This is a genomic window from Virgibacillus tibetensis (assembly GCF_036026595.1).
Lineage (GTDB): Bacteria > Bacillota > Bacilli > Bacillales > Amphibacillaceae > Virgibacillus_P > Virgibacillus_P tibetensis.
Genome location: NZ_JARZFX010000001.1, coordinates 139,881 through 162,327, shown reverse-complemented (window position 1 = coordinate 162,327; position 22,447 = coordinate 139,881). Strand labels below are relative to the sequence as shown.

22 protein-coding genes, 2 tRNA genes and 1 pseudogene are annotated in these 22,447 nt (G+C 36.4%); 5 read left to right on the top strand and 20 right to left on the bottom strand.

From position 1 onward, the window contains the following. Positions 1-4 precede the first annotated feature (4 nt). Genes QGM71_RS00795 through hemA form a run of 4 tightly spaced genes read right to left on the bottom strand, consistent with a single transcriptional unit; the run spans position 5 to position 3,936 of the window. Positions 5-769: a uroporphyrinogen-III synthase gene (locus tag QGM71_RS00795; RefSeq protein WP_327605603.1), complete on the bottom strand. Its 765-nt coding sequence runs from the start codon at positions 767-769 to the stop codon at positions 5-7. Continuing rightward, entirely contained in the window at positions 769-1,698 is a 930-nt protein-coding gene (gene hemC, locus QGM71_RS00790; RefSeq protein WP_327605602.1) for a hydroxymethylbilane synthase, read from the bottom strand. Before hemC ends, QGM71_RS00795 begins: the two co-directional genes overlap by 1 nt. 22 nt (positions 1,699-1,720) lie before the next feature. Then, entirely contained in the window at positions 1,721-2,542 is an 822-nt protein-coding gene (ccsA, locus tag QGM71_RS00785; protein ID WP_327605601.1) for a cytochrome c biogenesis protein CcsA, read from the bottom strand. Between the two features lie 17 nt (positions 2,543-2,559). Then, complete coding sequence (gene hemA, locus QGM71_RS00780) at positions 2,560-3,936, bottom strand: glutamyl-tRNA reductase (RefSeq protein WP_327605600.1); 1,377 nt, start codon at positions 3,934-3,936, stop codon at positions 2,560-2,562. Positions 3,937-4,295: 359 nt separating this feature from the next. Here hemA and QGM71_RS00775 point away from each other — a divergent pair, with 359 nt between their 5' ends. Further along, positions 4,296-4,775 (top strand): LiaI-LiaF-like domain-containing protein, encoded by a 480-nt coding sequence (locus QGM71_RS00775; protein ID WP_327605599.1) that lies wholly within the window; start codon positions 4,296-4,298, stop codon positions 4,773-4,775. A gap of 171 nt (positions 4,776-4,946) precedes the next feature. Here QGM71_RS00775 and QGM71_RS00770 read toward each other — a convergent pair whose 3' ends face one another. From QGM71_RS00770 to QGM71_RS00735, 8 genes are all read right to left on the bottom strand, one after another. Next, on the bottom strand, positions 4,947-5,690 hold the full coding sequence (locus QGM71_RS00770) for an amino acid ABC transporter ATP-binding protein (protein WP_327605598.1): 744 nt from the start codon (positions 5,688-5,690) through the stop codon (positions 4,947-4,949). Positions 5,691-5,710: 20 nt separating this feature from the next. Next, on the bottom strand, positions 5,711-6,373 hold the full coding sequence (locus QGM71_RS00765) for an amino acid ABC transporter permease (RefSeq protein ID WP_327605597.1): 663 nt from the start codon (positions 6,371-6,373) through the stop codon (positions 5,711-5,713). A 67-nt stretch (positions 6,374-6,440) separates the two neighbouring features. Next, a complete protein-coding gene (locus tag QGM71_RS00760; protein ID WP_327605596.1) occupies positions 6,441-7,253 on the bottom strand; it encodes a transporter substrate-binding domain-containing protein in 813 nt (270 codons plus the stop codon). Between the two features lie 392 nt (positions 7,254-7,645). Further along, positions 7,646-8,227 (bottom strand): ribosome biogenesis GTP-binding protein YihA/YsxC, encoded by a 582-nt coding sequence (yihA, locus tag QGM71_RS00755; RefSeq protein WP_327605595.1) that lies wholly within the window; start codon positions 8,225-8,227, stop codon positions 7,646-7,648. Then, on the bottom strand, positions 8,214-10,544 hold the full coding sequence (gene lon / locus QGM71_RS00750) for an endopeptidase La (RefSeq protein WP_327605594.1): 2,331 nt from the start codon (positions 10,542-10,544) through the stop codon (positions 8,214-8,216). The genes yihA and lon overlap by 14 nt, the downstream gene beginning before the upstream one ends. Positions 10,545-10,832: 288 nt before the next feature. After that, a complete protein-coding gene (gene clpX / locus QGM71_RS00745; protein WP_327605593.1) occupies positions 10,833-12,110 on the bottom strand; it encodes an ATP-dependent protease ATP-binding subunit ClpX in 1,278 nt (425 codons plus the stop codon). Between the two features lie 319 nt (positions 12,111-12,429). Continuing rightward, positions 12,430-13,716 carry a trigger factor gene (gene tig / locus QGM71_RS00740; RefSeq protein WP_327605592.1) on the bottom strand — a complete coding sequence of 429 codons (1,287 nt, stop codon included), beginning with the start codon at positions 13,714-13,716 and terminating at the stop codon, positions 12,430-12,432. Positions 13,717-13,846: 130 nt separating this feature from the next. Continuing rightward, positions 13,847-14,827: a tetratricopeptide repeat protein gene (locus QGM71_RS00735; RefSeq protein ID WP_327605591.1), complete on the bottom strand. Its 981-nt coding sequence runs from the start codon at positions 14,825-14,827 to the stop codon at positions 13,847-13,849. A gap of 1,149 nt (positions 14,828-15,976) precedes the next feature. On the opposite strand from QGM71_RS00735, the pseudogene QGM71_RS21915 reads away from it, so the two are divergent. The 4 genes and pseudogenes from QGM71_RS21915 to QGM71_RS21755 form a co-directional block, all read left to right on the top strand. Beyond that, positions 15,977-16,144 (top strand): annotated as a pseudogene (locus QGM71_RS21915) (ATP-binding protein); the annotation flags it as partial. A 305-nt stretch (positions 16,145-16,449) separates the two neighbouring features. Further along, on the top strand, positions 16,450-16,767 hold the full coding sequence (locus QGM71_RS00730; RefSeq protein ID WP_327605590.1) for a TM2 domain-containing protein: 318 nt from the start codon (positions 16,450-16,452) through the stop codon (positions 16,765-16,767). Between the two features lie 95 nt (positions 16,768-16,862). Continuing rightward, positions 16,863-17,072 (top strand): hypothetical protein, encoded by a 210-nt coding sequence (locus QGM71_RS00725; RefSeq protein WP_327605589.1) that lies wholly within the window; start codon positions 16,863-16,865, stop codon positions 17,070-17,072. Between the two features lie 129 nt (positions 17,073-17,201). After that, positions 17,202-17,396: a tyrosine-type recombinase/integrase gene (locus QGM71_RS21755; protein ID WP_407702987.1), complete on the top strand. Its 195-nt coding sequence runs from the start codon at positions 17,202-17,204 to the stop codon at positions 17,394-17,396. Between the two features lie 133 nt (positions 17,397-17,529). On the opposite strand, the gene QGM71_RS00720 is transcribed toward QGM71_RS21755, so the two are convergent. From QGM71_RS00720 to QGM71_RS00685, 8 genes are all read right to left on the bottom strand, one after another. Then, positions 17,530-17,603, bottom strand: a tRNA-Arg gene (locus tag QGM71_RS00720). Between the two features lie 12 nt (positions 17,604-17,615). Then, positions 17,616-17,689, bottom strand: a tRNA-Gly gene (locus QGM71_RS00715). Positions 17,690-17,905: 216 nt separating this feature from the next. After that, positions 17,906-18,415, bottom strand: a complete 510-nt coding sequence (locus tag QGM71_RS00710) for a metallophosphoesterase family protein (RefSeq protein WP_327605588.1) — start codon at positions 18,413-18,415, stop codon at positions 17,906-17,908. 25 nt (positions 18,416-18,440) lie between these two features. Further along, positions 18,441-19,034 (bottom strand): XTP/dITP diphosphatase, encoded by a 594-nt coding sequence (locus tag QGM71_RS00705; protein ID WP_327605587.1) that lies wholly within the window; start codon positions 19,032-19,034, stop codon positions 18,441-18,443. Positions 19,035-19,045: 11 nt separating this feature from the next. Further along, the gene (gene rph, locus QGM71_RS00700) at positions 19,046-19,798 is read right to left on the bottom strand and encodes a ribonuclease PH (protein ID WP_327605586.1); all 753 of its coding nucleotides are present in this window, start codon (positions 19,796-19,798) and stop codon (positions 19,046-19,048) included. A 164-nt stretch (positions 19,799-19,962) separates the two neighbouring features. Beyond that, positions 19,963-21,036: a GerMN domain-containing protein gene (locus QGM71_RS00695; protein ID WP_327605585.1), complete on the bottom strand. Its 1,074-nt coding sequence runs from the start codon at positions 21,034-21,036 to the stop codon at positions 19,963-19,965. Between the two features lie 100 nt (positions 21,037-21,136). Next, the gene (gene racE / locus QGM71_RS00690; RefSeq protein WP_327605584.1) at positions 21,137-21,946 is read right to left on the bottom strand and encodes a glutamate racemase; all 810 of its coding nucleotides are present in this window, start codon (positions 21,944-21,946) and stop codon (positions 21,137-21,139) included. 22 nt (positions 21,947-21,968) lie between these two features. Then, entirely contained in the window at positions 21,969-22,421 is a 453-nt protein-coding gene (locus tag QGM71_RS00685; protein WP_327605583.1) for a MarR family winged helix-turn-helix transcriptional regulator, read from the bottom strand. Positions 22,422-22,447 lie beyond the last annotated feature (26 nt).

Here is a 22,447-nt window from a genome sequence, read left to right as displayed (position 1 = left end):
AAACCTATCCCCTTTCAGTAATATAGTTACTTAAACTTGCTATCAATTCATCTATTGTAAACTCCTGTGGGGTGATTACTGAGTTAAAACCAAGCTCACGTGCCCGCAGTTCTGTCGTTGTACCAATACATGCGCAAGGTATCCGGGACTCAGCCGTTGCCATCTCCCAAAATGCCTCTACTGTCGATGGGCTGGTAAAAGTAATATAATCAATGTTTCCATTCTTTAAAATATCATTCAATCTATGTTTCATTTGATAGTTATAAGAAGTATCATATACTTCCAGTAAATCATAGGGCAATCCGTACTTGGAGAACCTGGCTGGTAGAACTTCCCTTGAACGGTTCCCGCGAACTAGTAAAACGGGTATTTTTCCAGTCTCTCTGTTAAGAAATTCATTTGCCATTACATCGGCATTATAGGTGGTAGGCATGAACGAAGCCGTAAAACCAAAGCCTTTTAAAGCAGCTTCAGTTTTATGTCCCACAACTGCCATCTTCATAGTCTGGAATACAGCCCAATCTATCTTATACTTTTTAACAAGTTGAAAAAAACAATTCACTCCGTTAGCGCTTGTAAAAAACAACCATTCATATTTATTCAGATTCGTAAGCAATTGCTTACTTTCAGGTTTATCTTTACATGAAATAGTTAATAAAGGAACCTCCACTGGCTGCCCACCATAAAATCTAACCATCTCAGTGAATTCCTTCGCTTGGCTTTCCTCTCGAGTGATTAATATTTTCTTTTCATGTAATGATATTGGCATTACTGGTCAAGCTCCTCTTTTACCTTATCAACTATCTCTTTTGCTCCTTGACTTATTAAGGCATTCGCGGCTTCTCTTCCTACAGTTTCCGGATCAAGACCACGTGCTACTTCTTTAAGAATTGTCTTACCGTCAGGTGTTCCAACTAAAGCAGTTAAAACTATTTCATCACCTTCCAGATAGGCATACCCGCCAATCGGCACTTGACAGCCTCCTTCAAGCAGGTGCAGGAATGTTCGTTCCGCTGTCACTGTTTTTGTTGTATCTGAATCATTAATCTGTGCTAATATTTCACGCAACTCATAATCATCTTCCCGACACTCTATTGCTAATGCTCCTTGACCAACAGCTGGTACACAAACATCCGACTCCAGGTATTCAGTTATTAACTCCTCACTAAGCCCAACTCGCTTCAGACCTGATACTGCCAGTATAATCGCGTCATAATCTTCTTCATTTAATTTGCGGATTCGTGTTTCAATATTTCCTCGAATCCATTTAATAGTTACATCCGGTCTCTCTGCCAGCACTTGTGCTGAACGACGTAAACTGCTCGTACCTACAATAGCTCCTTCAGGCAAGTCTTTCAAAGATATATTGTTCTTTGAGATAAATGCATCGCGGTGGTCTTCCCGCACTGGAATCGATGTTATTACAAGACCCTCCGGCATCGTAGACGGCATATCTTTCATGCTATGTACTGCTAAATCGATTTCTTTATCATACATTGCTTGTTCTATTTCTTTAACAAACAAACCTTTTCCACCAACTTTGGACAATGTTACATCAAGTATGCGATCCCCTTTAGTAACAATCTTCTTTACCTCAAAGTCATTCTTAATTCCAGCTTTCTTCAGCTGATCAATTACCCAGTCTGTTTGGGTTACTGCTAGATTACTTTTTCGTGATCCTATCGTTATCTTACGCATTTTGCTTCCTCCTTAAAATATGTTAATTAAAATGGAAATTTGATAGTAAACTAAATAAAAAGAAATTTATTAATAGAACTAAGAACGCAGCTGTATTATAAATTGATAACGCTTTTCCTTGATAGCCGCTAACTAACCGCAGTATCAAATAAACGATATAAACTACTAACACCAGTATAGAACCAACCGTCTTAATATCAAACCAATAAAACTCAGAATTTGAAACATGTGCCCAGACAACACCAAATATAATACCTATCAATAATAAAGGGACTCCGATAGTTATAGCTCTGAATGAATAGGTGTCCAAAACTTTTAAATCACCAAAACGCCATATCCATTTAAAACTTTTTTTTTCTTTTAAGAAGTGGTGCTGCATTATATGCATTAGCGAAAATAGAAAAGAAACCGTAAAGAAACCATAAGATACGATTGCTAATGTAATATGCGTTGCTAATATTTCGTTTACTAATTGTCCCCCACCTTTGTGAATGTTTTGCTGGGCTGTGGTTGACACATATAATAGATGAATAAAGAAGCCAAATAGATTCATAAAAAACACAATAAAATTTATTGGTAGTAGTTTATTAATAATCAACGAGATTGTTACCAGCACCCATGCATATAAAAACAAACTATCATTTAAAGTTATTATCGGAAAGTTTTTTTCAATTAATACTTGATACAATAAAAAAAAGGTTTGAATAGCCCAAACCATACTAAGTAACCAGAAGGCGATTTTATTAACCTTCTGGTTGTGCTGTATAAAATCAATAAAATAACCTACTAAGCTTAACCCATATATAATTAACAGCAATTCAACGATCAATTTCACTTCAATCATACTTGAAATCCTTTCTTTTAAGTCGTTTTGATATTTTCTACCATTTGAAAGGATACTTTTTCATTTATTTTCTCTATCTTTGTAAACGCATCATTTTTTATTGCTTGTTTTTCGAACTCTGCTTTTACTTCTTCTTCAATTCCAAAAATATTAACAAATAACTCTAAAGACTCTTCTGCTCTACCACTGGCAGCTATTTCTTTCGCCTGTGTAACAGGCTCTTTTAAAAGTTGATTAATAATACTTTTGGTATGTTTGTTTATTACTTTTCTCTCACGAGCTGTTAAGTCTGGGATTTTCCGTTCGATACTTTGCATCGTTTCCGACTGAATCGACAGTGCCTTTTGTCTTAGTGCAGATATAACAGGTACCACACCTAGTGTTTTTACCCATTCCTTAAAGGCAACGATTTCTGCTTCAAGCATAATTTCAATCTCTTCAGCAGCTGCTTTTCTTGCTCGTAAATTTTCATCAACTATATGCTGTAAATCATCAATATCATAAAGGAACACATTATCTAATTCAGCAATTTTCGGATCCAAGTCTCTTGGGACTGCAATATCTACCAGGAAAAGAGGGCTGCCTTTACGTTTTTTCTGAATAGGAGCTAATATTTCCTTAGTTAACACAACAGAGTCTGACCCCGTTGAGCTTATTAAAATGTCAGCTTTCTTTAATACATCCTGCAGATCATCCATGTGAGTTGATGTAGCATCGAATTTTTCTGCTAATACTGCCGCCTTCTCATGTGTTCGATTAACCACTGTAATTTTTGTTGCTCCTGAACCTTGAAGGTTTTTAACAGCAAGTTCGCCCATTTTTCCCGCTCCAAGAATAACAACATGTTTATTTTGAAGGTCTCCAAATATTTTTTTGGCAAGTTCAACAGCAGCGTAACTTACGGATACTGCATGTTCGCCAATTGCTGTATCCTTTTGTGCTCGTTTTCCAAAAGTAATAGCCTGCTTAAAAAGTTCATTAAATATTGTTCCAGTCGTGTTCATTTTTTGGGAAGTAAGAAATGCTTCTTTTACTTGTCCCAAAATTTGAGTTTCCCCTAAGACCATTGAATCAAGTCCGGTAGAAACCCTAAGAAGATGCTCTAAAGCACCATCATCTTCTGTAATCCGTAGATAAGAAGAAAAATCCTCCTTATCAATCTCAAACCAATCTGCCAAAAATTGTTTTATATAATACCGTCCTGTATGAATTTGGTCTACTACTGCGTAAACTTCTGTACGATTGCATGTAGAAATAATTACATTTTCCAGAATGCTCTTTTTAGCTTTCAACTCCACCATTGCCTCATGGAGTGTCTGTTCTGAAAATGTAAGTTTTTCCCTAATCTCTACAGGGGCTGTCTTGTAATTAAACCCAACTTTTAGTATATGCACGCTATCTACCCCCAAAAAAACTTAAGGAGTATGTTCATGGTTTTTGAACATACACTTTTTAACCTATATAATACCTATTATAACATACTAACCTTATCCTCTTTTTTGTAAATGTGAACAGATTCTGAAACAATATGGTAGGATTATACGTATGTGAACTATAACTCGACTGTACTTTATCATAATGATTATTATTAAGCAAGAGATCAACCTGTGTGGTCAGAATTGCACACTAGTTCCCCAATTATTTGTGCTATTATTGCAGATAAGTAATATTCAGTCACCAAACTGTATCCAAACAGTACAGCTAACTTTAAATGGAATTTTATATGGAGAATTAGTCAGAAAGGAAGTGTGGATTGAAAAAGAAAAATGCGTTGGCAGCTTATATACTAATAGGAATTGGTGTTTATTTTCTACTAGTTCAGTTAAAAATACCTATACTCACAAATTTTTATTCCTGGCAAACTCTTCTTATTGTAATTGGTCTTGCATTACTCATTCACAGCTATACATCGAAAAACTACCAAAATCTATTTAGTGGTACGATCATATTAGGTTTAGGCATCCATTTTCATGGTGTAGCACATTATTCCTTTTGGATAAACCATTGGGGTATGTATCTGCTAATAGTAGGAATAGCTTTTATTGTACGTTACTTGCAAACAAAAATGGGTCTTTTCCCCGGTATTCTGCTTATTAGTATAGCGATGATCATGATATTCTCTGTAAATCTTCCAATCTGGTTTGATTGGATTTACGTAGTTATTGATATAATAGAACGATTTTGGCCAGTTGCACTTATTATAATCGGCATTTATTTATTAAAAAAGAAGTAGTAAATACTTAATCTTAAGTTATAGAACAAAAGCGTAGAGCGCCCGTTTACCACCGTATGCGCTGGAGCTGGACGTGGCTAGATAATTTAATTCGTTATCCACAGCCCACAAATTTTATAATTTCCTGGACAATAAAAAAGTGATCCACTGACTAAGAGTGGATCACTTTTATTATAGGACTGAACTTAAAAATGCTTGTGTGCGCTCTTGTTTTGGATTATCAAAGAGATCATTGGGATCACCGGATTCTACAATTCTACCATCATGCATGTAGTTTACCCAATCACCCACCTCGCGCGCAAATCCCATCTCATGTGTCACAACAACCATCGTCATACCTTCCAATGCGAGTTTTTTCATCGTCGCTAAGACTTCTCCTACCAATTCAGGGTCAAGTGCTGAAGTTGGTTCATCAAACAGCATGACATCAGGTTTCATTGCTAGTGCACGTGCGATTGCCACTCGCTGTTTTTGTCCACCTGATAAAGTTGACGGATACACATCATACTTATCACCTAGCCCAACTTTATCCAATAATTCTTTTCCATCTCTTATCGCTTTTTCCTTTTTTATACCCTTAACTTGTGTAGGGGCTTCAATAACGTTTCCTAATACAGTTTTGTGGGGAAATAAGTTAAAATGCTGGAAGACCATACCCACTCGTTGGCGAACCTCATTTAAATTATGTGTGTTTTTTTCTATTTTCTCACCTTCAATTATAATGTTTCCGCTGTTTTTAATTTCCAGGAAGTTTAAACAGCGTAATAATGTACTTTTACCAGAACCACTCGCGCCGATTAAAACAACAACATCACTTTCTTTAACTGACATGTCGATATCTTTTAAGACGTGTAGATCACCGAACGATTTATTTAATTTCTCCACTCTTATAATTTCTTGTTTATCATCTACCATACTAATCTAAACCTCCCAAATTAATCACTTTGAGCTAATTTTTTCTCTATTTTACTTACTATTATTGTAAGAATTAATACAATTAATAAATAATATACAGCTACCGTCAAATAGTAAGGCAGAAAATTAAAACTATTTGATCCCATTGTACTGGCAACCCCAAATAAATCCTGCATGCCTATAAATGAAATAAGTGAGGAATCCTTAATTCCAATAATGAATTGATTACCGAGGGATGGGACTGCCCTTCTGAACGCCTGAGGCAATATAATCCTTCTCATTGTAAGCCCCTTGCTCATACCAAGCGAACTTCCTGCTTCTCCCTGCCCTTTATCAATTGATTGAATTGCACCACGGATAATTTCAGCTATATACGCACCACTATGGAAGGCAAGTCCTGCTGCACCAGCCCAAAACATCGGAATCAGTAATATATCAGTTAACCCGTAATAAAGAATAAAAATTTGTACAATAAGCGGAGTGCCACGAACAACCCATATGTAAGCATCAGCTATCCATTCTAATAGTTTAATATTTGATATCTTAAGTATTGCAAAAAACAGGCCAATTACACACGCGATAAGTAATGAAGCTATTGATAATTTTAAAGTAATCCATAATCCATTAAGAAAAACATCATAACTGCTAATGAATACCTCAAAGAATTCTAAAATAGACGACAATTATTCCAACTCCTTATAAGGGACAAATGTGCGCATACTATGCGCACATTTACAATCTGAGTATTTTTTATTCCATTTCTTCTGGTTCTTGTGTTATATCTACACCGATCCATTCTTCTGCCAATTCGGCTAGTTCTCCACTTTCTTTTAATTCCTGCAGAGCTTTATTTATTGCTTCCACCAATTTCTCATTACCTTTAGAAATTGCTACTGCTTGTTCACTAATACCTAATTGTCCTCGGTTTTCAATTTCCAAGCCGTTTTCTATGGCTGTCAAACCAGTTATGTCATCCGTAATAACGGCATCATGATGTCCTGAAGCTAGTGATTGTAAAGCAATTACGTCACTATCTACCTGCGGAATATTATCCGTATACTCTTCTGCCATTTCTACATATGTTGAACCCCGTGAAACAGATATTTCCATATCCCTTAAGTCTTCAATACTTTCCATATTACTGTCAGGTCGAGTAAATACTACAGGCCCAGAATAGTAATAAGGCTCAGAGAAATCTACCATTTCTAATCTTTCTTCAGTTATTGTATGGCTTGCTACTCCAATATCATAACGTCCCTCAGTAATTCCTGTTACGATACCAGAGAATTTTGCTCTTTCAGCCACTGCTTCCAGACCCAATTTATCTGCAATCGCCTCCGCCACTGCTACATCATAGCCAACCATTTCGCTACCTTCCATGTAACTAAATGGCTTAAACTCACCAGATGCTGCAAATATAAGTTTCCCCTCTTCAATTAACGAATAATCTTCATCATTACCGCCGTTAGCCGGTGAACTTGTGTCAGCCTCTTCGTTCCCATTTCCACATGCTGTCAAAACAAGTATGAATAAAGAAATAATTGCAATATTCAGTTTTCTCATGAGTTACTCATCCTCCAGTTTTTTTAATATTCATACACAATGCATGACTGCTAAGACATTGTTCATTATGTACATGTATAGCTGAGACTATGTACGCCTAATATGAGAATTGTACCAGTAAGATTGTTTTTGTACCACCTGCTTATAGACGGGTTTGAACGCCTGTATACACATATTATTATATTTATCCCCCTATAACTCAAGTTTCCTTATATATGCACCATATTTCGGACTAATACCTCTAAATACTGAGAATTTTCCGATAAAACCTAAAATACATACTGCTGAATAAGCTAAAAAATATATTTCATCAAAAAAGCTTTTCACAAGAAATTATTCTCTGTGAAAAGCTCGATTAGAATTTTAAATTTATATAAATTGGAATCTGATTTCTACAAAAATTTCCTTATGAGGCCCCATGCTTCATCCTTTCCTTCTCCTGTTTCAGCAGAAAAGGGTAATAGGAAATCTTTTTCCGTCACTTGGAACATTTCCTTCGTACGTCTTAAATGTTTAGATCTTTTTGTTTTAGGTACTTTATCAAGCTTTGTAGCAACAATAATAACAGGTATCTCAAGATGCTTCAAAAAGTCATACATTAAAATATCCGTGTTCGTAGGTTCATGTCGAATATCGGTGATCAATAAGGCGGCCTTAAGAGTATTTCTCTTTTGGAAATACTCTTCCATCATAACCCCCCATTTCTCACGCTCCTTTTTTGAGACTTTTGCATACCCATAGCCAGGGACATCTACAAAATAAAAGAGTTCATTTATTTTGTAAAAGTTTAAGGTCTGTGTTTTCCCAGGTTTAGATGATGTCCTGGCTAAATTTTTTCGGTTTATCAGTGTGTTAATAAAAGAAGATTTCCCAACGTTAGAGCGCCCAGCCAAAGCTATTTCTGGAATATGGTCGGCTGGGTACTGTTGTTGACTAACGGCACTAATAACAATTTCGGCATTAGTTACTTTCATTATTTTCCCCCACTAGCGCGTGATTCAGTACTTGATCTAAATGACTTACCTTAATAAATGTTAAGTCGCTTCGTACACTTTCTGGAATATCCTCAATATCCTTCGCATTCTCTTCAGGTATAATAATCGTTGTTATACCTGCTCGGTGTGCACTCAATGACTTTTCTTTTAATCCACCAATCGGTAGCACTCTGCCTCTGAGTGTAATTTCTCCAGTCATCCCTACTTCTTTTTTAACAGCTCGTCCCGTTAGTGCAGAAACAAGCGCAGTAGCCATCGTTATCCCTGCAGAAGGGCCGTTTTTTGGTGTTGCCCCTTCTGGAACGTGAATATGAATATCGTATGTCTCGTGAAAGTCAGGGTCAATATTTAATTCTTCTGCTCTTGAGCGAATATAACTGAACGCAGCCTGTGCAGATTCTTGCATCACTTCACCAAGTTTTCCTGTAAGGGTAAGCTTACCCTTACCAGGGTAATGAGAAACTTCAATAGATAAAATATCTCCGCCTGCAGAGGTATATGCTAATCCTGTAGCAGTACCAACCTGGTCTTCCTGCTCCATAATACCGTAACGATAGACAGGTTTTCCAAGCAGCTCTTCAAGACTTTTTTCAGTTACAATAACTCGTTTCTTTTCATCAGAAATAATAATTTTGGCGGCTTTCCTGCACAATTTAGCCAATTGTCTTTCTAAATCCCGAACACCCGCTTCCCGTGTGTACCTGCGGACTAATTTCAATAGTGCTTCATCACGAATTTGCAGATTCGTTTTCTTCAATCCATTTTCCTTTAACTGTTTCGGTAAAAGGTGTTCTTTAGCAATATGCAGCTTCTCTACTTCCGTATAACCGGCTATTGAAATTAACTCCATACGATCTAACAGAGGACCAGGAATATTATTTACATAGTTTGCGGTTGCTACAAAGAGAACATTTGATAAATCATATGTTTCCTCTATAAAGTGATCACTGAAACTGCTGTTTTGTTCTGGATCTAATACTTCCAACATCGCTGATGAAGGGTCACCACGAAAATCATTTGACATTTTATCAATTTCGTCCAATAGAAATACGGGGTTAACTGTTTTAGCCTTTTTCATTCCCTGGATAATTCTCCCTGGCATCGCACCTATATATGTTCGTCGATGTCCCCTTATTTCTGCTTCATCCCGGACACCTCCAAGTGATATTCTTACAAAATTTCGATTAATCGATCTGCCAATAGATTTGGCCAGGGAGGTCTTTCCAACACCAGGTGGTCCCACCAGGCAAAGAATCGGTCCCTTTATCGATTTTGTTAATTTTTGAACAGCTAAATATTCCAATATTCTTTCCTTTACTTTATCTAATCCATAATGATCTTCATCAAGAATTCTTTCTGCATTTTTAATTTCAATGGTATCTTGCGTTTGTGTTGTCCATGGCAAGGTCAATAGCCATTCCAGATAATTGCGGATCACAGAACTCTCCGCGGAGCTCTGTGGAACCTTCTCATAACGGTCTAGTTCTTTGAGCGCCACTTCCAAAATATTATCCGGCATGTCTGATTGTTCTATTTTTTCCTTAAGTTCTCCAACTTCTCCTGTTTTTCCATCTTTATCTCCGAGTTCTTTTTGAATGGCTTTCAATTGCTCTCGTAAATAATATTCCTTTTGTGTTTTCTCCATGGAGGTTTTAACACGCTGCCCAATCTTCTTTTCCAGATCAAGCACTTTTTTTTCATTGGAAATAATTTTTATTAATAATTGTAATCTTGCCTTTACAGTTTGTATCTCAAGCAGTTCCTGTTTTTCTTTAATCTTCAATGATAAATGTGAAGTTATAATATCTGCCAGTCTTCCTGGTTCCTCTATATCGGAAACGGTAGCAAACGTCTCATTTGTTATCTTTCGAGATATCTTAATGTATTGTTCGAATTGACCTAACAATGAGCGCATCAATGCCTCTTCTTCATTAATTTCTCCATGAATATCTTCAAGTTTTTGTATTTCTACAATAAACTCTTCCTCATGATCAATAAAGCGTATTATTTCTCCACGGTGTATTCCCTCAACCAGTACACGAATCGTACCGTTTGGAAGCTTTAACATTTGTTTTACTTTTGCAAGTGTTCCTACTTGATATATATCGTCAGGATGAGGATCATCTATACTTACCTTTTTTTGAGCTGCTAAAAATATAGTTTGATCACCCATCATAGCTTTTTCCAATGCTGTAACTGACTTGTCTCGACCTACATCCAGATGAAGCACCATGGTTGGAAATACAAGTAATCCTCGTAAGGGCAGGAGGGGAAGCTGAATCGTATCTTTTGTCATAGTATGTACCTCCAATATTTATGTAATAAATTCCTATCTATATATCTTTAAAGTCTATATAAAACTCATTCATTTGTAAATCTATATATTCTAAAATGTACCACTTTCACCATTTAATTAATCACCTTTATAGTTTGTATTACCTTATGTAAATATACTAAACAAGTTGAAAAATATAGACAGGAGAGCAGATAGCAAGGAAAGGTCCTTAATTTTCATAGAGAAAAGACTGACTTGAAGCATTTATCCGAATGCCAAGTCAGTCTCCAAATACTATATTTTAATTAGTTATGCACTTTCCTTGGGGTACTTTTCATTATCTTCTATTACTGTACCATCCCGAAAGATAAGTCTTGGGTTTCCGGCTTCTTGTTTAACCGTATCTTTTGTAATAACACATTTCTTGATATCTTCTCTTGAAGGTAATTCAAACATAACCTCAAGCATAATACTTTCGATTATTGACCGCAGACCACGTGCTCCTGTCTTACGTTCAATTGCTTTAGCTGCTATTTCAACTAATGCTTCTTCTTCGAATTCCAGCTCTACATCATCTATTTGGAATAACTTCTCATATTGTTTAACAAGTGCATTTTTAGGCTTGGTTAGAATTTCCACTAACGCATCCTTATCTAATGGCGTTAATGCTCCGATCACTGGAACTCTCCCAATAAATTCAGGGATTAGCCCATATCGTAAAAGGTCTTCCGGTAATATCTTCGAAAGCAATTGACCCATTTCCAGGTCTTCCTGCTTCTCATTTGAACCAAAGCCGATTACTTTCTTACCAAGACGGCGTTTTATAATCTGATCAATACCATCAAACGCACCACCAACAATAAACAAAACATTTGTTGTGTCTATCTGAATGAATTCTTGATGTGGATGCTTACGGCCCCCTTGTGGAGGAACGCTGGCTACTGTACCCTCAAGGATTTTTAACAATGCTTGTTGTACGCCTTCTCCAGATACATCCCTTGTAATAGATGGGTTTTCTGACTTACGCGCAACCTTATCAATTTCATCAATATAAATTATACCTTTTTCGGCTTTTTCCACATCGTAATCGGCTGCTTGTATAAGTTTTAGCAGGATATTCTCTACATCTTCACCTACATAACCAGCTTCAGTCAGGGACGTCGCATCTGCCATAGCAAACGGTACATTAATAATACGAGCTAGGGTTTGTGCCAATAAAGTCTTACCACTTCCCGTAGGCCCTATCATTGCAATATTACTTTTAGACAACTCAACATCACCAGTATTTTTCGGCGCGTTAATACGTTTGTAATGGTTATAGACAGCTACCGATAAATTTTTCTTTGCTTTATCTTGGCCTATGACATAATCATCCAACGTTTCACAAATCTCTTTTGGTTTAGGAATTTCTTTTAGTTCTGTTTCTTCTTCAGTCCCGAGTTCTTCTTCCACTATTTCTGTGCAAAGTTCAATACATTCATCACATATATAAACGCCCGGTCCGGCTACTAGCTTACGAACTTGCTCTTGGCTTTTTCCACAAAATGAACATTTCAATTGCCCTTTTTCTTCATTAAACTTAAACATTCAATTTCACCCCTAAAAGTTTAAATCTACTCCCAATCCTTTTGATCAGGATTCAACTTTTATAGTCATCATATCAGATCAAAATAAAAAAACAAAACAATACACACTTTCCTGGTAATATGTATTGCAAGTATTAGTATTAATTATGAATAAACTACAGTAAAAGTCAAATCATACTACTTATACTATATGTCGCATCACTAAATAAATTAGTTTAAACCAATTTAATTTATTTCTATCGTATTCTTAAATGGAAAACAAGGTGCAGTATGCCGCACCTTGTTTTAGTATTCACTTTATTTCATTGTTTATAATAGACTTATACAATTTTACTGTGTTCAACAAGGAAGTCAATTGCTTTTCTCATCTTCAGATCACCTTTAAGCGCGTCTGTATTTCCACCAAGCATTTGTTTCAGCTGGTCTACCTCTGTACCATACATCGATGCCATTTTTTCCAGCTCGGCACTCAAATCTTCGTCAGTTGCTTCAAGTTTTTCTTCAGTTACAATGGCTTCTAATGTAAGATTGGTTTTCACACGTTTCTCCGCATCATCTTTCATCTGCTCTTTTAAGGCACTTTCATCCTGACCTGAGAACTGTGCATACATCTCCATCGTCATGCCTTGTGCCTGCAAACGTTGTTCAAATTCTTTAACCATTTGATCAAGCTCTGTATCAACCATTGCTTCTGGAACATCTACTTGAGCATTATCTGATGCTTTTTCAATTAAAGTTTCACGTTTTTGATTTTCAGCATCTTGTTTCTTTTGCTCTTCTAGTTGTTCTCTTTTCTTTTTCTTCAATTCATCAAGAGTCTCAACTTCTTCATCAATATCTTTTGCAAACTCATCATCCAGTTCTGGCAATTCTTTGGATTTGATTTCATGGATTTTAACTTTAAAGGTAGCTTTCTTTCCAGCTAGCTCTTCTGCATGATAATCTTCTGGGAATGTAAGTTCAACTTCTGTATCTTCTCCAGTTTCTTTACCAACCAGCTGTTCTTCAAACCCGGGAATAAATTGGCCTGAACCAATTTCCAATGAATGGTTTTCGCCTTTTCCGCCTTCAAAAGCTACATCATCCATAAATCCTTCAAAATCCATTACAACCGTGTCGCCTTCTTCAACATTTCCTTCTTCTTTGACAACTAATTCAGCCTGTTGCTGACGTTGGTTCTCAAGATCCTGATCAACTTCCTCGTCAGTTACTTCCACTGTTTGTTCTTCTACTTCCAAACCTTTATAATCACCTAGTGTAACTTCTGGTTTAACAGTAACTTTCGCAGTGAAAACCAAAGGCTTTCCTTGTTCGATTGTTTCAATATCTACATCCGGCTGAGCTACAGGCTCAATTCCAGTTTCATCAATTGCTGCTACATAGGCATCCGGTAAAACAATGTCAACTGCATCTTGATATAATGATTCTACACCGAAGCGGTTTTCAAAAATCTTACGTGGTATTTTTCCTTTACGAAATCCGGGGATTTGGACATCCTTGGATACTTTTTTGAATGCTTGATCCAGTGCTTGATCAAACTTTTCTGGTTCAACCTCAATTGTTAATAAACCTTCGTTACCTTCTTGCTTTTCCCATTTTGCTGACATAAAATTCCCTCCAAAATCTATTGTTTCCATACATTACTCACGTTAATTAAGTATAATGATCTCAAATTTACAACCATTTTATTATAACATAATTACTAAGCCTTTCAAGCATTTGAAGCTACTTCTGTATTTACTCTTCTATAATACCAAGATACAAAGATTCACACAGTTGTATCTCTTCCATGTAACGAGCAACATCAACCGGTGTTTCCTTTTCAAAATTACTATGTATGTTTAAGTAACCTTCACCTATATTCTTCAAGGCCTCAGCGATCTTCACTACATCTTTGTTGGGTGGCATAATTGGATACCTAACATATGCATATCGATATAGTAATTGCTCCAGCAGCTGGAACAATGATGGGTTCTCTTGTTGTACTTCATTTATCAGCAATAACGTTTGCTTTATAATTATGTCTGCATTAATTTCTGTTACTTCATTTGGTTTGACGCTTTTTGTAAATCCTAACTTATGTATATCTACATGATCAGATATATTCACTTCCTGGAGCCATTGAAAAATAGCAGTCTTCGTCACTGGATGTACTTTCTCATTTACCAATAATGAAAGAACTTGTTCTGTCGGTAATGATTTCATTTTTCGTAATGTTTCAACTAATCGCCACTGTTCACTATGATTGTCCTTATTAATAGACTCGTAAAGGTCACTCAAGTAACCAAAAGATTTTTCAACAATCAAGTCTGTTTTCATTTTACTGCTCATGTCATAGAGTTGCTCAAATTGTTCCTTTATCACCGCCGGGGTGCTGCCATTAGAAAACTCATCTTCCACTTGTTCCATTAACAATCCATATTGATCCGTTTGAAATAAAATGGTTAAATAAATGTGCAGGTAGTGGTAATAATTATCATTCCTATAAAGTAATAGCTCTTCACACATATCCTGAGCTTCACTATAACGCCCTAATTCCATTAAGCACATTATCTTACCTATGAATACCTCATGGTTATCAACTTGGTACCTTAATAATTCGTTTAATTTGTTCAGCGCCTCTTCATATCTTTTTTCCTTAAGAGCTTGCAAGCTTTCTTCTTCAAGGGCTGTTTTCCATTTGGGAAAGAGTATTATATTTTCGGGTAGCGTTTGCATGCGTATCCTCCTTTCTCTTCCTAAGGTGTAGTATTTATAATTTAGATATTAGATATACATTCCCTTTTCCCAACAAATTAAACGTCTGATTCACAGAAAAGAGAAACCTATTTAACATGCTTAGGTTTCTCTTTGTTGATGTCCCAGGCAGGATTCGGACCTGCGACCCACAGCTTAGAAGGCTGTTCTGTTGTTAAGGAAGAAACAGACGTTCTATGAAAAATCTTGATTCAACGGGATTCCGAAATCAGTTGTTAGGAATAATTAAGTTCATTTCCAACCCCCAACCAAGCAAATTCAATCCCATTTCAACCCCAATTAATAATTTAAAACTTATACTTTATATAATGAAGGAAAAAATAACATCATGCAACTATCACCAATTCTCCATAAATAAATACATCCGCCTTTTTTCGTTTACTACAGATCTTCATCCTCAAATCCTTCAATTGCCTTTTCTAATAATCTAACATCAAAATAACCAGCTTCAATGTCGTCTTTCATGGATAACAAATAATCTTTCAATTCTTCATTTTATAGTCTTGGCACGTTATTCCAGCTATATTCTCTGTTGCCTTTACATAACACAATTAATCCAATATCATTTTCATACTTTCGTGTAGCAACTAATTTGTAATTTTTGCCGACTGGCGGATTTTTAAATTCCATATGGCACAGCATCCTTATATACACTCTATTTTTCAATATCAATTTTGCTTTCTTCACACCCAGCCTTGAATCCTTTTACTTCTTAGCCTGTGCTATTTTTTTCTTTTTGCAACAATAACAATGGACACGCGTGAAGCAAATATATTCTTCCATTTGATAAACGACCTTTATGATAAGTCTATTTCCTTCCTCTTGAAATGGAGCGAACGTTATTAATTTACATATAGACAGAGGATTTATTTAGAAATTACAAATTATTTTGTTTTTTGCAGGACTTATTACTTAATTGTCGAAATATAAGAAAAGGGGAGAGTCGATGAATGATCCCAGAGATTGGAATTTTAAAGGAACCCCATAAAGCTAGCGTCACCACTGGATGATACTTTGACAATGCAAAAAGTTTTTTAGCAGTGTTATATACCTTCTTTGATGCAATTGTCACAGCGCTATCTGTCGCTAAAGCAACTCCAAATCTATTGAAAGGAGATTAAAATCGCTGCATTTCCGTTTCATAAAACATTGGACACATTTAATTTAGATGAGCAGCAATCTTTAAGTAAGAAGCAAATTTAACAATTAAAAGAGTTTACATGGTTGGATCAATTATATAATTTAATCATTCTGGGTCCACCAGGAGTGGGTAAAACTCTCATAGTTAAAAAGGCCCACCCATTTCCGTAACCAGGGCTTTCAGCATAAAACAATTGTAATTTGTCATAATAAATAAGGCGGCCTACATATAAGCCACCCTCTCTTTCGATGGATTTATTCTTTCAAAATATAGTTGGTTGGAAGAAACTCACGACTGAAGATATAGAAGACATCAGAAATTACATAGAGTGAATGCAGCAGAAAGCTAAAAAGAGGAAAGAAAAAGATAAATAAGAAAATTTGATATTAACTATGGTTCAACTATGGTCGATATAATTATTATGGAGAAGGGAGGGTTAGTAATGGACAATCTAATTTTAAAGAGGGATTTATCAGCAGAACAACTATCAATGGTTGATGCAGAAGTTGAAAGACAAGGTAAAAATAAGCTGATTCTGTACGTTTTATGGTGGTTTACAGGTGTAATCGGTGGTCATAGATATTACTTAGGTGATATTGGTTATGCAATTGGAATGACCTTAACATTAGGCGGTTTTGGAATCTGGGCACTTATTGATGTTTTTATTATTGGTAAAAGATTAGAGACAAAAACAACTTTACTCGAAAGAGAAGTAATTGAAAAAGTGAAAGTTATGTCTAAAGATAGAAACGCTGGCTAACTGTAAACTTATATTAACACCGGGTGTACATTCTTTTGTACACCTTTTCTTATACACTAGAATAGAACATACGTTTTTAAAATGAAGGAGATTTAATGAAATATGTAACTACATTGCTAGAGGATTCTGTGGAAGGATTATACATTCATATAGGTATTAAGGATCCTAAACATTCCATATACGACGTTGCATCTGCATTAGGCATAGAAATATGCTATTTTGCTGAGCTCCCATTTTGTATTCCGGGAACGGTTACCTTGGATCCACAGATGCCACCAGAAAAACTGAAAGAGATTTACTCATGAATAGGCTCATGATCTTTATCATTTTTATTTGCCAATGAACTTGGAAAACCAATGTGTCCTGATTCTATCAGTCAATGGTGGGGTCGATTTATGAGAAGTGATGCATTCAAGGAACTGGAATAAAAACGGATTCGTTTTCACGATTTAAGGCACTCCTCGTTAACTTATTTAAGTTATAAGGGTTTACGTGCCAAGGCGGTACAAGAACGAGCAGGACACGCTCGATTTTCAACCACACACGATTTATATGGACACTTCCTAGAAGATGAAGATAATGAAGCAGTTAGTTATCTTGATGAACTATTTAATAAGCCGGCAAATTGATGTAAAAAAATCAATCCAACCCCAATCCGACCCCAAGAGCCCACCTTCTTTAGTTCGTTAAACTGATGAGTAATAGGAATTAAGAAAGCCTAACCCCTTGATACATAAAGGATTAGGCTTTCTTTTTACATAGTGTCCCAGGCAGGATTCGAACCTGCGACCCACAGCTTAGAAGGCTGTTGCTCTATCCTGCTGAGCTACTGGGACATATAGTATTTATGGAGCGGGTGAAGGGAATCGAACCCTCATCATCAGCTTGGAAGGCTGAGGTTTTACCACTAAACTACACCCGCATAGTAACAATTAATTCGAACATACTGCCAATACATCAGCAAGGTTAATCAAAAGGAAACATAGGTGGAAAGCTTCTAAAAAGGTTACCTGCTGATTTAACGGACAAGAATCATTATATGCACTATACTATTTTTTGTCAACACTTTATATTTAATATTGATTGAAAAGCTCATCAACCATAGCAGGAATACTAGGCAGATGAGCTTTTATAATTCTTATAAAGAAGCACGATAAGTCAACTCTTCTACCTTCTTGCCACTAACTGTATGGAAAGCAACAATAATATTATCTGATGATTCCCACTCCATGATTGCATATGTCTTTTCAACTCGATTACGTGGCAAACGGATGCTTCCTGGATTAATGAATAACTGTCCATCTATTTGTTCAGCACCAGCAATATGAGTATGCCCGTAACAAATAATCTGTGCGTCTTTTTCTGCAGCACGGTATGATAAGGTTGATAAATTTGATTTTACATTATCGAGATGGCCGTGTGTTACATAAAACGTAAGTCCACCGATAACAGGTGTTTGTTCATTCGGATAGCGTGAGTCAATGTCACAATTTCCAGCCACCTTTAAGAAACCATTCAACTCCGTCGCATCCAAGTCCAACTCAGAATCACCACAATGGATCATGACATCTGCCTGATGGCGGTTTTTAATTCCTTCGATTTCAGCTGTTAACCCATGGCTATCACTTATAATCAGGACTCTGGACATAACAAATCCTCCTTACACAATCATTTTATATGTTTTTAATCCACTCTTCCAACTGTTGAATCGCATGATAACGGTGACTAATTTTATTTTTTTCACCCGAAGAAAGCTGTGCCATCGTTTTTGTATAGCCTGATGGGATAAATATGGGGTCATACCCGAACCCGTTTTTCCCTTCTGCTGTAAAGGCAATCTTTCCCTCACAAAACCCTGTTTTGAAGATAGTTGGTTTATTCGGAATAGCGATAGCCAGGACACAGATAAATCTTGCGTCCCTCTTCTCAATAGGAACACCTGTTAATTCATCCAACACCTTTTCTATATTTGCTTGATCGTTTGACTGTACACCTGCATATCTCGCAGAATATATACCTGGCCGTCCATTTAGAGAATCAATGATTAATCCAGAATCATCGGCCAAGACTGGAGTACTTTGTATTGCTGAAATTTGTTCTGCTTTTAGTGCCGCATTCTCTTCAAAGGTTGTACCATTCTCCTCAATATCGGGCACTTCATCATTTAACTCTAATAAAGATAGAGCCTTTATTCCATATCGAGCAAAAAAATCTTTAAATTCTTTAGCTTTTCCCTCATTTTTTGTTGCAATAACCAGTTCCTGCATGTTCAGTCCTCCTATTTAACAACAGTTTCACCAATTCGCCCAGCTAAATCGCCGATTGTTTCTTTTTGCTTATCAAAGATTTCCTGTATTCCCTTATTTGCGAGCTGAAGCATTGTTTGTAATTGATTGTATGAAAAAGTCGCTTCTTCCCCTGTTCCTTGAATTTCGACAAACTCACCAGAGCCCGTCATAACAATATTCATATCAACATGTGCTTTTGAATCCTCTTCATAGTTTAAATCCAGTATTTCTGTACCATCTGATAGCACGCCTACTGACGTAGCTCCAAGTAAATCTGTAACAGGCATTTTTTCAATTATATTCTTTTCCAATAATTTACCGAACGCCAATACAACAGCAACAAACGCACCAGTGATGGAAGCTGTTCTTGTTCCACCGTCTGCTTGTATAACATCACAATCAACCCAAACTGTACGTTCGCCTATTCTATTTAAATCAACAACAGAACGAAGTGCTCTGCCAATTAATCGCTGTATTTCCATGGTTCTCCCACTGACTTTACCTTTTGATGATTCTCTAATATTCCTTTGTTCTGTAGCACGAGGCAACATGGCATATTCTGCAGTTATCCAGCCTTTGCCCTGCCCACGCATAAATGGAGGGACTCTATCTTCAATACTTGCATTGCATATCACTTTTGTATTGCCAACCTGTATTAAAACCGAACCTTCTGGATGACTAATATAGTTTGGTGTAATTGTTATTTCTCGTAAACTATTTACATTTCTTTCATCATTTCTCATAATATAACTCCTCCTTGATTCAACCATTATCTTAACATAATTTTTGCTATTTCTACACGTTAATACATACAGCCGTAAAAGAACAGCCGGGGTCAGCTATGCTAAAGCTGACCCCGGCGATAATCAAAAATAAAAAGAGGCTGTGTGGACAAGCCCCTTTAGTTTTAGAGTTTTTCTATTGACATAAACGTTTGATTTGTTACTGGTTCACTGTATACCTCACCATTTTCATTAACCAATTGTTCGACATCCTCAACTTTTATTTGTACTGCTTCCACGGCTTGTTGTTCCGTTAGAGTTCGAACTAACGTTTCCATTACTTCATCTGATATCATGGATTTTTCCATATCTTTCAATATCTCTTTATTAAACACCAATTCGAGTACTCCACTTTCCAAAGAAGGAGTATTAGTTAATAATGTATGTGTATTAAAAACATGTTTTATATTCGTATTGAATCCCGGTCCATCAATCATGGCTTGAACAATAGAACGAAATATTTCTTCATTTTCACCCTCGACGTACTGTGTTACCGGTACATAATAACGATTTTCATTATGCTCAGCGGGATAGTACATGGTAACTGCTTTACTATTAATAATATCCAGATTATCTGTGTTGATTAAATTAATGCCATTTACTCTGGAATATCCATCACCAATTGGTGTGCCATTTACAGGCATCTCGCTTTGTGGATAACCATTAATTCTTAATTGGATCTTATCAACGTTTTCAAACTGGGTTAGTGTATGGGTCATGGCTTCTATTATCTTCAATTCATCGTCAGCTTCATAATCCTCAAATTCACTGGAAACATCTACGATCATCGTACCATCTTCTTGAAGATTCAACCCTAATATTTCTGTTCCTGCAGGAAGCACTGCTCTAAACCCATTTGGCAGCAAAGGTGTTATAGGGCCACCCTCAACTAAATGTTCTAATACTTGTGTTGCGACTTCCTTTGATTCGAGATTTGGCAGCTCTACTATCTGGGAGGCGACCATTCCATTCGAATCAATCAAATACAGTTGCCGTGCTACTGTTTCCGAACTATTTTCGTTAACATCCTGATCGACCTCCTCTGTACCTTCTTCTTGTGTTGCTTCTTCTAAGTTATCAACAGCTACCGCATCTTCGGGCGGATCCATCTCCTCCATTGATTGTTCTCCTTGAAAGCACCCTGTTAATAGTACAGATAAGGTTATTGCTCCTGTCAAAAGTAAACCGCGCTTTAGCATGTGATTCCCTCCTACGATGGTTTGTACTATTATATATACGGGCTCATCCTGAAAATAGACCAAAAAAATAGGATACTTGATATAATCAAGCATCCTGCTGCTAATTAATAGCAGCTTTTTCTATACTCACCGTATGTAGATTTGAATTTTTAAAAATACTTTTTGATATTTTACGAAAAATAGTTAACTCCCCAGTGGTAAAGAACTGGTGTTTTGGTATTTCTCCCTCACTGTTTAGAAGGTTATGAATATCTAAAATAGCACTGGTCTCTCTGGCTGTTTCTTCACTTGATGAAATGATAGTGACATGCTTTCCAATGCTGGATTGAATCGTATCCTTCATTAAAGGATAATGCGTACATCCAAGAATTAATGTATCTATATGATTATTCTTTTTCATTGGACTCAGAGTATCTTCCACAACCTTTAATGCTTGTTCGCCTGTGGCGCCACCTTGTTCAATCAATGGCACGAAGAGAGGACAAGCTAATGCATTAACATGAATAGTACTGTTAATGTTTTTTAATGCTGTCGTATATGCTTTACTTCTAATTGTTCCTTCTGTACCAATAACACCAATATGATTATTTTTAGTAAACTTTAGTGCTGCACGTGCTCCAGGTTGAATGACACCAATGACTGGAATATCTAAGTTATCCTGCAGTTCTTTTAATGTGAATGCTGTAGCAGTATTACATGCTATAACTAGCATTTTTATGTTTTTCTTCAACAAAAATCGAACCATTTCCCATGTAAACTTCTGCACTTCATTTTTAGACCTTGGACCATATGGACACCTTGCTGTATCCCCCAAATAGATCAGTCTCTCTTTAGGTAGTTGGCGCATGAGCTCGTGTGCTACTGTTAGACCACCGACCCCAGAATCGATAACCCCGATTGCTTGCTCCAAATATATCGCCTCATTTGTATTATTATTTTTTATTAACAACTTTCATTTGTTCATGTAAGAATGTTAATAACTCATTTAGCTTGTCAGTTTGCTCTTCTGTGAATTCCTGTAAAACTTCACCGACATAATCCTGCCGCTTATCAATTACTTCATGGATAATTGTCCTGCCTTTGTCTAAAAGGTGAATCCGCACGACACGCCTATCTTTGGAATCACGGACTCTTTCAACAAGGTCATTTTTTTCCATTCGATCAACTAAATCTGTTGTAGTACTAAAAGCCAGACTTATTCTATTAGATAATTCCCCAATAGTCAGATCTCCTTCTTCAGACAACCATTGCAACGCAACAAATTGCGGGGAAGTAATCGGATAATTATTTAAGATTTTTCTTCCATTTTGTTTAATTATCCCTGCGATGTAACGGAAATTCTTTTCTATATCTTTTATGGCATCTGCTGTAACATCTTTTTTCAAGAAAGCAACCCCCTACACTATTTCTT

Coding starts and splice junctions, on each gene's coding strand:
- clpX (WP_327605593.1), bottom strand. CDS start 12,110: ATGTTTAAGTTTAATGAAGAAAAAGGGCAATTGAAATGTTCATTTTGT.
- QGM71_RS00795 (WP_327605603.1), bottom strand. CDS start 769: ATGCCAATATCATTACATGAAAAGAAAATATTAATCACTCGAGAGGAA.
- tig (WP_327605592.1), bottom strand. CDS start 13,716: ATGTCAGCAAAATGGGAAAAGCAAGAAGGTAACGAAGGTTTATTAACA.
- QGM71_RS00705 (WP_327605587.1), bottom strand. CDS start 19,034: ATGCAGGAACTGGTTATTGCAACAAAAAATGAGGGAAAAGCTAAAGAA.
- QGM71_RS00730 (WP_327605590.1), top strand. CDS start 16,450: ATGGACAATCTAATTTTAAAGAGGGATTTATCAGCAGAACAACTATCA.
- QGM71_RS00735 (WP_327605591.1), bottom strand. CDS start 14,827: ATGCAAACGCTACCCGAAAATATAATACTCTTTCCCAAATGGAAAACA.
- ccsA (WP_327605601.1), bottom strand. CDS start 2,542: ATGATTGAAGTGAAATTGATCGTTGAATTGCTGTTAATTATATATGGG.
- QGM71_RS00725 (WP_327605589.1), top strand. CDS start 16,863: ATGAAATATGTAACTACATTGCTAGAGGATTCTGTGGAAGGATTATAC.
- rph (WP_327605586.1), bottom strand. CDS start 19,798: ATGAGAAATGATGAAAGAAATGTAAATAGTTTACGAGAAATAACAATT.
- QGM71_RS00760 (WP_327605596.1), bottom strand. CDS start 7,253: ATGAGAAAACTGAATATTGCAATTATTTCTTTATTCATACTTGTTTTG.
- yihA (WP_327605595.1), bottom strand. CDS start 8,227: ATGAAAGTAACTAATGCCGAAATTGTTATTAGTGCCGTTAGTCAACAA.
- QGM71_RS00710 (WP_327605588.1), bottom strand. CDS start 18,415: ATGTCCAGAGTCCTGATTATAAGTGATAGCCATGGGTTAACAGCTGAA.
- QGM71_RS00695 (WP_327605585.1), bottom strand. CDS start 21,036: ATGCTAAAGCGCGGTTTACTTTTGACAGGAGCAATAACCTTATCTGTA.
- lon (WP_327605594.1), bottom strand. CDS start 10,544: ATGACAAAAGATACGATTCAGCTTCCCCTCCTGCCCTTACGAGGATTA.
- QGM71_RS00770 (WP_327605598.1), bottom strand. CDS start 5,690: ATGGTAGATGATAAACAAGAAATTATAAGAGTGGAGAAATTAAATAAA.
- hemC (WP_327605602.1), bottom strand. CDS start 1,698: ATGCGTAAGATAACGATAGGATCACGAAAAAGTAATCTAGCAGTAACC.